The organism is Pseudomonas sp. NBRC 111138 (assembly GCF_001320835.1).
GTDB classification, from domain to species: domain Bacteria; phylum Pseudomonadota; class Gammaproteobacteria; order Pseudomonadales; family Pseudomonadaceae; genus Aquipseudomonas; species Aquipseudomonas paracarnis.
In genome coordinates this window covers 1-12,526 of sequence record NZ_BCBO01000154.1, presented here as the reverse complement: position 1 = coordinate 12,526, position 12,526 = coordinate 1, and the positions used below count along the sequence as shown (strand labels likewise).

6 protein-coding genes are annotated in these 12,526 nt (G+C 62.1%); 1 reads left to right on the top strand and 5 read right to left on the bottom strand.

Annotated elements, in window-relative coordinates; genetic code table 11:
- Positions 1–357: 357 nt before the first annotated feature.
- Positions 358–2,613 (bottom strand): ATP-dependent DNA helicase, encoded by a 2,256-nt coding sequence (locus APH41_RS25470; protein WP_054922222.1) that lies wholly within the window; start codon positions 2,611–2,613, stop codon positions 358–360.
- Positions 2,610–4,256, bottom strand: coding sequence for a VRR-NUC domain-containing protein (locus APH41_RS25465; RefSeq protein WP_054922219.1), 1,647 nt, complete (start codon positions 4,254–4,256; stop codon positions 2,610–2,612). The genes APH41_RS25470 and APH41_RS25465 overlap by 4 nt, the downstream gene beginning before the upstream one ends.
- A gap of 189 nt (positions 4,257–4,445) precedes the next feature.
- Between APH41_RS25465 and APH41_RS25460 the strand changes: the two genes are divergently transcribed.
- The gene (locus APH41_RS25460) at positions 4,446–4,670 is read left to right on the top strand and encodes a YgdI/YgdR family lipoprotein (protein WP_003191162.1); all 225 of its coding nucleotides are present in this window, start codon (positions 4,446–4,448) and stop codon (positions 4,668–4,670) included.
- Positions 4,671–4,790: 120 nt separating this feature from the next.
- Here APH41_RS25460 and APH41_RS25455 read toward each other — a convergent pair whose 3' ends face one another.
- From APH41_RS25455 to APH41_RS25445, 3 genes are all read right to left on the bottom strand, one after another.
- Positions 4,791–6,215 carry a lipase gene (locus APH41_RS25455; protein ID WP_054922217.1) on the bottom strand — a complete coding sequence of 475 codons (1,425 nt, stop codon included), beginning with the start codon at positions 6,213–6,215 and terminating at the stop codon, positions 4,791–4,793.
- 107 nt (positions 6,216–6,322) lie between these two features.
- On the bottom strand, positions 6,323–9,430 hold the full coding sequence (locus APH41_RS25450) for an autotransporter serine protease (protein ID WP_054922210.1): 3,108 nt from the start codon (positions 9,428–9,430) through the stop codon (positions 6,323–6,325).
- Between the two features lie 209 nt (positions 9,431–9,639).
- On the bottom strand, positions 9,640–12,526 hold a 2,887-nt coding region (locus tag APH41_RS25445; RefSeq protein WP_054922208.1), incomplete at its 5' end, for an autotransporter serine protease.

Below are 12,526 nucleotides of genomic sequence, written 5' to 3'. Positions count from 1 at the left end.
AATACCGCCATGCGCCCCTTCGATATCACCATCAATGGCCGGTTCCATCAGCGGAACAACGATGGGCGGCAGGAGGGGGTCAAGTGTTTTGTTCTTGGGCATGGCGAGAATCCTCACGGTCGTGCGCTGTTGGCTTACCACTATCAAACGCCTGAAATCGCGGCGTGCCTACTGTCAGAATTAACAGGTAGTGCAGGATGCCCCTGGATCGGTACCTGTTAATTCTGACAGTAGCCAGTGCCCGGTTTCAGGCGTTTGATAGCGCCAACAGCACACTTCGTAATTACGTGATTTCGACCAGTTTCACTCGGGCGGGCGCCGTAGACTTGAATGAGTGATTGCGCAGGGTGTGAACCATCATTTAAGTGTCCACCATTTGGGCAACAACTGCCGCACCCGCTGCTCCCCAAACCGATCATCAATCAACATCACCACCCCCCGATCCTGTTGGCTGCGAATCACCCTCCCCGCCGCCTGCACGACTTTTTGAATACCCGGGTACAGATACGTGTAGTCGTACCCCGCGCCAAAAATCGCGCCCATGCGCAGTTTCATCTGCTCGTTCACCGGGTTGAGCTGGGGCAAGCCCAGGGTGGCGATAAACGCGCCGATCAAGCGCGTGCCGGGCAAGTCAATGCCTTCGCCGAATGCTCCGCCCAGTACCGCAAAGCCGATGCCCTGGCTGTGCGGGGTGAACTGGTCGAGAAAGGCTTGGCGTTCAGCCTCGACCATGCCCCGCGATTGCAGCCACAGCGCAATCTGTGGGTGTCGCTCAGCCAGTAGCTGCGCGACCTGTTGCAGGTAATCGAAGCTGGAGAAAAACGCCAGATAGTTACCCGGTTGCGCGGCGAACTGCTGGGCGATCAATGCCACGATGGGTTCCAGCGATGCCTGGCGATGCACGAACCGCGTGGAGATCCGCTCAACGATGCTCACCTGCAACTGCTCGGCCTTGAACGGTGATTCAACGTCGACCCAGGCGGTGTTCGCTGGCAGGCCCAGCAAATCGGCGTAATAGTGCCGTGGGCTCAAGGTCGCGGAAAACAACACGCTGCTGCGCGCAGCGGTCAGCCTGGGCCGGATGAACTCGGCCGGTACCACGTTGCGCAGGCACAGGGTCGAGCTGCTGCGCTTGGCGGTGAACGAGCGCTTAGTGATATCGAAAATAAAGTGCTCGTTAAACAGCTCCGCCACCTTGGCCCATTGCAGGGCTTCGAAGTAGAAGGCTTGCAGGTCACCGGTGAGGGCATCGAGGTGATCGTTGAAGTAATCGCCCATGGCGCTGGTGCACAGGCTCAGGGCCTGGAGCAGTTTGTCGGGTTTGGCGGCGTAGGCCTGATAAGGCGCCAGTTGATCCTTGTGCAACGCGTTCCACTCACGGTTGAGGCGCTGCAAGGGTTTTTTCAGCGCTTCGGGTGCACTGTCACGAACGGTCTTGAGGCTGTATTGATCCAGGCTGGCGCTGTGCATCGAGCGGGCTCGCTCGACCAGGTTGTGGGCTTCATCCACCAGCACCGAGACCTGCCATTGGTTGAGCTGGGCGAGGCCGAACAGCATCGCGCCAAAGTCGAAGTAGTAGTTGTAGTCGGCGACGATCAGGTCGCTCCAGCGCGCCATTTCCTGGCTCAAATAGTACGGGCAAACCTGATGAGCCAGCGCCACGTTGCGCAGGCTGCGTTGATCGAGCAGGCGCACCTGGGACGCGGCCTGGCGGGCAGCAGGCAGGCGGTCGTAAAAGCCCTTGGCCAACGGGCAGGAGTCGCCATGGCAGGCTTTGTCCAGGTGTTCGCACGCCTTGTCCCGGGCCACCAGTTCAAGCACACGCAGTGACAGCTCGGGGCTGCTGTCGTACAGCACCTGGGCGGCATCCAGGGCCAGCTTGCGCCCGGGCGTCTTGGCGGTAAGGAAGAACAGTTTGTCCAGTTGCTGCGGCACCAAGGCCTTGAGCTGCGGGAAGATAGTGCCGATGGTCTTGCCAATGCCGGTGGGCGCCTGGGCCATCAGGCACCGGCCGGTACTCACCGCTTTGTAGACCGACTCGGCCAAGGTGCGCTGCCCGGTACGGAAGTCGGCATGGGGAAATGCCAGGCTCTGCGCGCCAGCGTTGCGTGCCGCGCGGTGCTGCATTTCTTGCCGGGCCCAGTCCAGGAACAGCGCGCATTGTTGGTTGAAGAACTGCTCAAGGCCTGGCGCATCGAATCGCTGGTTGAGCACGGTTTCGCCTTCGCCGACGATATCGAAGTACACCAGCGCCAGGTCGATCTCACTGAGCCCGAGCTTCTGGCACATCAGCCAGCCATACACTTTGACCTGGGCCCAGTGCAGCTGCCGATGGTTGGCGGGTTGGGCAGCGAGGTCGCCGCGGTAGGTCTTCACCTCTTCGAGGCGGTTGCTGTCCGGGTCATAGCCGTCCGCCCTGCCCCGTACTTTGAGTTGCTGGTACTCGCCTTCAAGCGCCACTTCATTCTGGTAGTGCGCATTGCGCCGTGACGCTACCGTGCGATGGCCGACGATGCCTTCCTGGGCGCTGGGCGACGGCGTAAAGCGCAGGTCGAGGTCACCGACCTTGGCCGTGAACTCACACAATGCCCGCACGGCCACGCTGTAACTCAAGCGGGTTGCTCCGCCCAGCGCACGTAGCAGACGGTGACCGGCATCTGGTGCTCGCCGCAGAATTGCAGCCAACGCAACTGGTTGTCTTGCAGGCGGTCGCCGGGGCCTTTGACCTCGATCATGCGATAGGTATTTTGTGCGGGCCAGAACTGGATAAGGTCCGGCATCCCGGCCCGGTTGGCACGGATATCCTGCAACAGGCGCGTAAACCAATGGCGCAAGTGTTCGGCGGGCAGGCAGGCCAGGGCTTGCTCCAGCAGTTCTTCGCTGAGCAGGTTCCAGAACACAAAAGGCGACTGAATGCCCCATTTCTCTACATAGCGTTGGCGGATGCTGGCCTTGTAGCGACCATCCTCCAGTTGTGCAAAGCACGCGGCAAACAAGGCTTCTCGGCGTTGATAAAAGTCCTCGCTGTGCAAGTCCGCCGGCCCGCGCTGGAACGGGTGGAAGAACGCCCCCGGCAGCGGGGCGAAAATCGCCTCCCAGCACAGCAAGCCGAACAGCGAATTGATCAGGCCATTCTCGACGTAATGCACGGGCGCATCCGGTTCGCTCAGGTGCGCCAGCACACTGGATTCCACCGACAGCAGCGGTTCCTGCATCAGTGCCAGGTCCAGGCGCGCCACCGCTTGGGGCTTGGCCCTGGGCAGCGCCGGCCCGCCAAGTTTGCGCCGCAGGCGCGGCACTACCCTTAGCAGTTGTTGGTGTTCAGCGGCGCTGTGTGGGGCCTGTTGTGCCTCGGTCGCCAGGGCCATGGCTTGGGCGTAATCCTCCTGGCGCTCCAGTACGCGAATCAGCCGCGCCCGGGCACCGGGGTGCGTGCAACCGCGGTAAATCTGTTCGGCCAGCGCCAGCTCGGCGCAGCGTTCGCAATACTGGCCAATCTGGAACAACAGCTTGGCGCGGCGCTTTTCCAGCCAGGGGTTGTCGGTACACAACGTGGCGACCTGCGCCAACACCGTATCCAGCGCGTCACCGGCTTCAAAGGCTTGCTGGCACTGGTGCAGGAACAGAAACCCGTGCACATCCTCACGGCTGCGTAACCCACGCGACTCGGCGCAGAACTCGACTTTTTCATAGGTGTAGATGCCCAGATCTGCCAGCACGAATTCCGACCAGTCCTGGTGCAGATTGCCGAAGAACATCAGGCGCAGGCGATCACACAACTCCATTACCGTCAGGCTGTAGAGCGCGTCGTCTACGTCGGGGCACCACTGGGCAAAGCTGCGCGACTCGGTAAATTGCGCGGCCAAAGGTTCAAGCCAATCGGCCTTGTTACCCTTGGGTTGATCGATCCAGGGCTTGAAGGCGCCGAGCAATTCACTCTTTTGCAGCAGCGCGAACAGGGTGGCAAACGGCAGCGGGCTTTGATCCTCCACCCATCCCAGCTCACGCAATGGCCCCGCCGCCGCATGGGGGCAACCGATTTCCAGGTAATGGAGTTTAGTGGCGCGAAAATGCACGCCCTTGCGCATCACCATGCGCACCAACAACGCCTGGGAGGCCTGGGGCAACCTGTCAAATTGCTGAATGAATTGCTGTTCGTGCGCATTGAGCAAATCGGCGTAGCGTTGCCCCAACCAAACCAGCACTTGGCGGAAGTTATGCAGGTAATACAAGGGGTCTTCGAGGGGGTTGGCCATGGTGCAATGCAATCAAATACTGGTTATGCATACAGAGTGCCGGGGCAAAGCCGTTGTTGCAATCAGTAATAGATAAATGGCGCCTGCAACTTTTTGCAAAAAAACAATCTGATGAGTGGGTTGATCGCGTAATATTTATGGCCCCGCAAGCAGACGCTGCGGGACTTTTCAGGGTTAAAGGTAAGGGTTATGAACATGAAGAATTTGGGTCTGCCACTGGTTGCACTCACTTTTCTGGTATTGGCTGGTTGCTCCACGCAAACCGTGGTGACCTTGCAGAACGGCACGCAGTATTTGACCAAGGACACGCCCAACGCCAAGACCGCCGACGGCTTCTACGAGTTCACCGATATTGCCGGCAAGCGTATTCGTATCAAGGCCGATGATGTGGCCACGGTGCGTAAGGAAAAATGATCATCTAGCAAAACCCATCAAATGTGGGAGCTGGCTTGCCTGCGATAGCGATTTTTCAGTCACCGCATGGCTGTCTCGACCGCCGCCATCGCAGGCAAGCCAGCTCCCACACCGAATGCGTTAGCTGATGACTATCCCCTCCCCCGACAGACTGCTCACACCCACCAGCGTCACCGAATCCGTCCCAAAGCCAATGACGGTATCCCCGCCCACCACCTTGATGTGATCGCGGTAATCATTGCTGCCCGCCACGTCGTTGAACACCAGCTTGTCCGTCGCCTGGTAGCCGATCACCCGGTCATTGCCAAACTGCCCGCTGAACAAAAACGTGTTGTGCCCACTGCTGTCGCGGATGGTGTCATTGCCCTTGCCACCTTCGATAAAGTCCGCGCCCCTGCCGCCTTTGATCAAGTCGTCGCCGTCGCTGCCGATGATGAAGGTATTGCCCTTGTGCGCCTCGGCATTGCGGTTGAGGTCTTGCACCCAGGTGGTGGCCCGTGCCGGGTCGGACAGGTTGGCGACGATCACCGTGGAGTCGCGGGTCATCTGTTCGTAGAACCCCGAGTCGAGGATACGGGTCATGCCGTCACCGTAACCGGTGGGCAAGTGCGAAACCCAAGTGGGCAGGTTGAGGATGGAAAACGGCAGGACGTTCCACAGGGATGAGGCGTAGTGATCGTTGAAACTGACAATGTTGTCGGTGCTCGATTCGTGGGCCTTGTCGTGCACGCCTAGGGACGACAGGTTGAATGACGAGCCATCCAGGGCTCGGAATACTGGATCGTTTTCATAACCGACGTTAAGCACCTTGTCGCCGGCGCTCTGGGTCGGCGATGCGTAGGCCACGTAATTGGCGTCTTTATAGAACCCCGACCAGGTACTGTCGCTCAAGTCGGCCATGCTGTTGACCGCCAGGCCGCCCAGACTGTGGCCGCTGACCACTACGTCATTGCCGCCCAGGCCCTGGGCGCTGGCGAAGTCCGCCACGTTCTTGAGCAAGCCGCCAAAGGCTTCCCCCGCGTAGTTCTTGGCATAATCCTTGGGCCCGAAGGCGGCGAGCAGGTCGCTGATCACATCGCCGATGGAGTCAGTGATCACGCTTTCCCGAGGCCCTGAAGTGCCGCGGAAACTGATGCCGATTTCCAGCAGCTTGCCAGCGTCATCGTACTTGCCCAGCACCTCGGCCTGCGCCGTGCCGTAGCCGAATTTTTCGCCAAAGAAGGTGCCGCGCGCATCGACCTTGCCGCTATAGCCCAGGGTACTGGCGCTGATGGGCGTCCAGCCGGCTGCTTGCACCGCCTCAAGGGCGGCTTTTTCCGAGTCGGGGTTCCAGGGGATCCCGGGGATGACCCCTTGGGCATTGCTGCCGCCAATCAGGGCGCTGACCAGGGTGGCCGGTAACCCCAGCCCGAGGCCATTGTTCTGGTAGCCGACGGCAAAGCCGTTATCCAGGTTGTGGTAGGAATACAGCGTGATCGCCATGGCATCGGCGAACAACGCCTTGGAGTCCTCGGTACCGAGGTTTTTATAGTCAAAGATACCCATTGGTAGTGCCTCTCTGTTGTTGGATTTGTAGAGAAAGCCAAAACACCTGTTATCCGTTACCACCTGTAGGAGCAAGCTCCCTCGCCACAACCAACTGCACCTGGCCTTTAGAACGCCCAATCCAGGCTCAAGCCGACACCGTGCACCTTCTCCTTGCTGGCCAGCAGGCCGTTGTAATCGAAGTTCACCCGCGCATCCTTGCTCAATGCCAGGCTGACCCGTGCCCCGACCAACGCCGCATCGCGCACCATCGGCGCACTTTCCACCGTGAACGAAGGGCCGCCCGAGGCAAACGCCAGGTGCTGTTCCGAATCGGTGCTGCTCAGGTTGTGCTGCCAGCCCAGGGTGCCGGAGACTTCCAGTTGCTGATGGTCGTTGATATTGAAGGTCTTCAAGGCCCGCATACCCAGGGTGCTGAGCACCAGGTCACGGCTGTCGTCGCCACTTCTCAGCGCGGCGGCGTCGCCCTTCTCTTTGAAGCTGTCAGTTGCCAGGTGCACGTAGGCCAGGTTGGCGAACGGCTCCAGGGCCAGTGGTTGCAGGTTGATGCGGTACGCCGCTTCCGTGAACACCTGGGTACTGTGGGCATCGACCTTGGCTTTTTGCTTGCCGCTGACGTCGCCGTATTGCAGGTCGCGTTTGACATCGGCGCGGTGCCAGCTGTAGGTCGCGCCGCCACTCAGGCGCCAGGCGCCGATTTCATGCCCGGCATAGGCGCCGAAATGGTAGCTGTCGACCGAGGCGCGGCTGTGGGTGCCGCTGCCCATGTTCAACGACGTGTCGCTGTAACCGGCCACCAGGCCAATGCGTGTGGCCTCATCGACGGCGCCGTCCACACCGGCGAGCATGCCGCCGATAGAGGTGGTGTAGCCCGCCGTGTCGTTGCGGCTGTCGGTCTTGCCCCAGGCGCCCAATGCCTTGACCCACACGTTGCCACGGCTGTCGATGGCTTGGCTGGTAGCGCCCATCTCGCCATTGCGCAGACGCTCGCCCACCGCTTCGCGTACGTAGCGGCTGTCATTGACCAGTGCGGTTTCCAGCGCCGGGTAGACTTCCCCACTCAGTTGCTGAAACGCGCCCTGGGCCGAAGCGGCCGTGGGTGCCAGCAGCAGGCTTTCATACACACCGTTGCCCGCGCCCAATTGCTCGACGGCTGCGGCCACGGCGCGCTGGTTCGGCGTGGCGGCCACACTGGCGAAGCTGTTGGTGCGTGCCACATCCAGCTGCACGCCGTTGGCGGCATAGTTCAAGGTACCGCCGACAAACAGGTAGTTGGGAACCACTGCCGCGAAGCTGCCGGTGACGCCACCTGCCGCTTGCAGGATGTTGTATTGGCGGCCGATTAGGCTTTGGGCCTGGGGCGCGCTCAACAAGGTCGGGCTGTTTTCCAGGGCCAGGGTCACGGTGCCGCCGTTGAGGGTGGCCGTGCCGCCCGCGACGATACGATCGCTGCTGGTGGGCGACAGTTCTACCGCATAGGTCGAGCCCGGTTCAAAGTTGACGTTGCCCGCCACGTTCAAGGTGCCAATGGAATTGCCCGGTGCCACAGTACCGCCGCTTTTCGCGCTCAGCGAACCGATACGCCCCGAACCACCGACCACGCCGCTCTGGCTCACGGTGACGTCGGAGGTGACCGAACCGTTGATCGCCAGCAAGCCCTGGTTGACCAGCGTCGGCCCGCTGTAGGTGTTGGCGCCGGTGAGCACCAAGGTACCGATGCCCTGCTTGGTCAGGCCGCCATGGCCCGAGATGTCGTTGCTCCACACATCGCGCCCGCAGTGCAGGTCATCGCACACACGCTGGGTGGGTTTGCCGGCATCCACCACCGCGCCGACGCCCGGCAGGTCCGCCACGAACTGGCCGCTGCCGTAGGCGCCGTCGATACGGAACTCGGCCGGGATATCCTCGGCGGTGATAAACATCCCTGGGCCGTTGACCGCCTTGCCCAGGTTGATCATGCCCCAGCCATAGAGGGAGTCGATGCCCGGCGCGCCGAGGTCGGTGGCGGTGGTCTTGAGCACGGTGGAGATCTGGTCGCCGCTCATGTACTGGAAGCGTTCCATCAGCACCGCTGCGCTGCCGGCTACGTGAGGCGCGGCCATGGATGTGCCGTTGAAGTTGGCGTAGTCGTTGGTGAGGTTGTCCAGGTTGGTGCCGTTGATGATCGAGCTGTAGATCTTGGTGCCGGGCGCCGATACGCAAAAGCTCGCCGCATAGCCACAGCGCGACGAGAAGGTGCTGATCACATAGGGGTTGGCACTTGCGGTGTCCGGGTTTTGCTGCAACGCGGCCACCGACAGCCAGTTGGGGGCAATCTCCGGCACAAAGTACGCCAGTCCGGAAATGGCATCCGGGTTGTTACGGTTGTAGTCATTACCCGCGGCGAAGATGGTCAGCACACCGCTGCGGGCCGCATCGATGGCGCCTTGATAAGCCCCCCCTGCGATTGTGCCGAGGATCGGTCGAATGGTGTTGAATTGCGCCTGGGCTTCGTTGACGGTGAAATTGGGAAACGCCGGATCGCGCCCGCCCTTGGCGTACTGATCACCGATGCCGATACCCCAGCTGTTGTTGATGATGCGAGCGCCGCTGGCAACCAACGCATCCCAACCGGCTTTGTACACCGCGCCATCGTTGCCCAGGATAATTCCGTCTTCCGGGCCCGGGTCACCGTTTTCGGCACTGATGATTTGCGCATTGAACGCCACGCCATGCATCGGCCCGCCATCGCGGTTACCCGCAGCAATCCCGCCGACATGCGTGCCGTGGTTGCCCAGCTTGCCATTGGAGCCCAGGGACGGAGTGCCGTCGTAACGGAATGCATCTCCGGCCTTCACCGGGATATACGGGTCGGTGTATTGGCGGATGCCCTCGGTGACAATGGTCACCACTTTGTTGGGGCTGGCGAATTCCGGATGTGGCGCATACACCGGCTGGTCGAAGATCCCCAGCTTGACGCCCTTGCCGGTATAGCCGGCCGCATAGGCGGTGTCGGCGTGCACGGCGCCCAGGCCCCAGTCGGCCTTGAACTCATTGCTGCGCCAGCTGGCGGCGTCGCCCAGTTTGCCGGTTTCCACATAGGGTGCGGCCTGGGCGGTCCCCAGGCTTGCCAGGCAACACAGCAACGCGCCGTATGGCACGCAGCTCAGCGCCTTGAGCGGATAGCCCGGGGCTGTGTGGATGGCGGTAGTTAACCCTGACTTGCGTTTTTTCACGGTGACCTTCCTTAGTTTTCTTATTGCACGTGTGTAAATCACTTTCTCCAGAACACCGCCGCTGATCGTTCCCATGCTCCGCGTGGGAATGCGGCCCCGGACGCTCTGCGTCCCAAAGCGTGACGCGGAGCGTCACAAGAGGCGTTACCACGCGGAGCGTGGGAACGATCAGAGCGCTCCGCGTGGGAACGATCAGGTTCGCGGTGTCTTCAGAACTGCCAGTTCAGGCTCAAGCCCACGCCTTGGGTTTTCGCGCGCCCACCCAATTGGCCGTTGTAATCCAGGTTGACCCGTGTCGATGCATTCAGCGCCAGGCTGGCCTGCACGCCCACCAGGGCGGCATCGCGCAGCAACGGTGCACTGCGCACCGCAAATGAAGGCCCGCCGGCGACAAACGCCAGGTGCTCCTCTGACTCCACCGCCGTCAGGCTGTGTTGCCAGCCCAACGAACCGGACAGGTCCAGTTGCTGGTGGTCATTGAGGGCCAGGGTTTTCAGGGCACGCACGCCAAGGGTGCTGAGCACTGCATCACGCCGGTCGCTGCCGCGTTCCAGGGCAGCGGCGTCGCCTTTTTCGTGGAAGGACTCGCTGTTCAGATGCACATAGGCCAGGTTGGCGAACGGCTCCAGGGCCACCGCCTGCAGGCGGATGCGGTACGCGGCTTCGGTGAAGACCTGCGCCGTGGTCGCGTCCAGCTTGGTTTTTTGCTTGCCGCTGACATCACCCCATTGCAGGTCGCGCTTCACGTCGCCGCGATGCCAGCTGTAGGCACCGCCGACGCTCAGGCGCCAGTCACCCAGCTCGCGCCCGGCGTACGCGCCAAAGTGGTAGCTGTCGATGGACGCCGATGAATGGGTACCGCTGCCCATGTTCAAGGAACTGTCGCTGTAACCGGCAACCACACCTACGCGGGTCTGCTCATCCAGCGCGCCATCCACGCCCGCCAACAGGCCACCGATGGAGGTGGTGGAACCCGCCGTTTCAGTGCGGCTGTCGGTCTTGCCCCAGGCGCCCAGCGCCTTGAACCACAGGTTGCTTTCACCGGTCACTGGCACATGGCGCAGGCGCTCGCCCACGGCATTACGCAGTTGCAGGCTGTCGTTGATCAGCATCGCACCCACGGCGGGGTAGATTTCCCCGGACAGTTGCTGCAAACCCTGCTGGGCGGTGGCGACTGACTGCGACTGCAGCAGGCTTTCAAACACTGGGTTGCCAGCGCCCAATTGCTCGGCCGCCGCCGCAACGTTGCGCTGGTTGCGGGTCGCGCCGACGCTGGCGAAGCTGGCGCCATTGCGCCCAACATTCAGTTGCACGGCATTGGCGGCGTAGTCAAGGGTGCCACCGAGGAACAGGTAGTTGGGCAGCACTTGCCCGAACTGGCCCTGGATACCGCCCGCCGCCTCGAGAATCGAGTACTGCCGGCCAATCAGGCTTTGGGCCTGGCTCTGGCTGAGCAAGGTCGGGCTGTTTTCCAGCGCCAGCGTGACCGTGCCGCCGCCCAGAACCGCCTGGCCGCCGGCAACAATGCGGTCACTGCTGGTGGGCGTCAGCTCCACGGCATAGGTAGAGCCGGCGCCGAGGTTTACGTCCCCTGCCACTTGCAAGGTGCCCACGGAATTGCCCGGGGCCACACGGCCGCCGTTGTTTACAGACAACGCGGCAATACGCCCGGAACCGCCGAGGGTGCCGCTGTCATTCACCGTCACTGCCGAAGCCAGCGAGCCATTGACGGCCAGCAGACCGCCGTTGACGAGGGTCGCGCCGCGATAGGTGCTGTCGCCGCTGAGCACCAGGCTACCGGCACCGGCCTTGACCAGGCTGCCCTCATACACGCGGTTGGCGGCGGCCTGGTCGCGGGCGTTGCCGATGGCGTAGTCGGTCTGGTCCTGCTGGCTGGCAGTCGCGCCGACGCCGTTTTGCCAGCCCTTGTCGATCAGGGTTTGCTGCCAGGCAGTGTGTTCGGCGCGATCCTCGGCCTGGCGCTGAAGCAGCGCCTGGTCGGAGATGCCATTGCTCCACACATCGCCCTGCCCGGCGGCCAGGTTCACCTCCATAGGCCCGAGCAATTGCCCAGGGCCATGCATCGCCCGGCCCAGGTCAGGCACACCCCAGCCGACAATCGCATTGGGCGCCTGGGTGATCGAGCCGTCGAGCTGCGTGGCGGTGGTCAGCAGCACCTGCAAGGCTTGCTCGTTGGTCATGTAGGGATAACGTTCCATCACCAGCGCCAACGCGCCGGTGGCATGGGGCGCTGCCATCGAGGTGCCGGACTTGACCCCATAACCCCCGTCAGGAATGGTGCTGTTGATCAGCGCGCCGGGGGTAGAAATACACCAGTACTTGGCGACGCCGCATTTGTTGTATTTCTGGTTATTGGCCTTGTCCAGCCCGGACACGGCAAGCCAGTGGCCTTCCAGTTCCGGCTGGAAATACGGCAAGGCCGAGCGCACGCTCGCGTTGGCATAGCCGCTGTTGCCGGCGCTGAACACATTGATCACGCCAGCCTTGGCCACGTCCGCTGCCGCGTCCAGCCAGGTGCCACGGTTGTAATGCTGGGCGTACGCCGCGTGCATGTTATCCAGAGTCTGGTAACTGACGTCCTTGGGCTGGCTGCCCCAGCTGTTGTTGATGGCGCGCACGCCGGAGTCCACCAAAGCGGTGTACACGGTCTTGAAGTATTTGGGGTCAGGGGTGGGGCCGAACAGGAAGCTGTCGTTGGCGTTGGTGTTGCCCACAAAAACTTGCGCGTTGTAGGCCACGCCATGCATGCCCACGCCGTCGCGGGCGGCGCCCATGGTGCCGGTGACGTGGGTGCCGTGGGAATCATTGTTCGGGTTGAGCGCGCCCGTGGTGGTGAAGGCGCTGCCATCGACATAGGTGCCAGTGGCAGTGACCGGGTGGAAACGGTCATTGGAGGCTTCGGGGTGATTGGCATCGAACCCTGAGTCCAGCGCGCCGATTTTCACGCCTTGGCCGCTGATCCCGGCGGCGTAGGCTTCATCGGCTTTCATGCGGCCCAGGCCCCAGTCGCTCTGGTACTCGGCCGAGCGCCAACTGGCGGGGTTACCCGGCTGGCCGGTCTCGGTGTATTGCGCC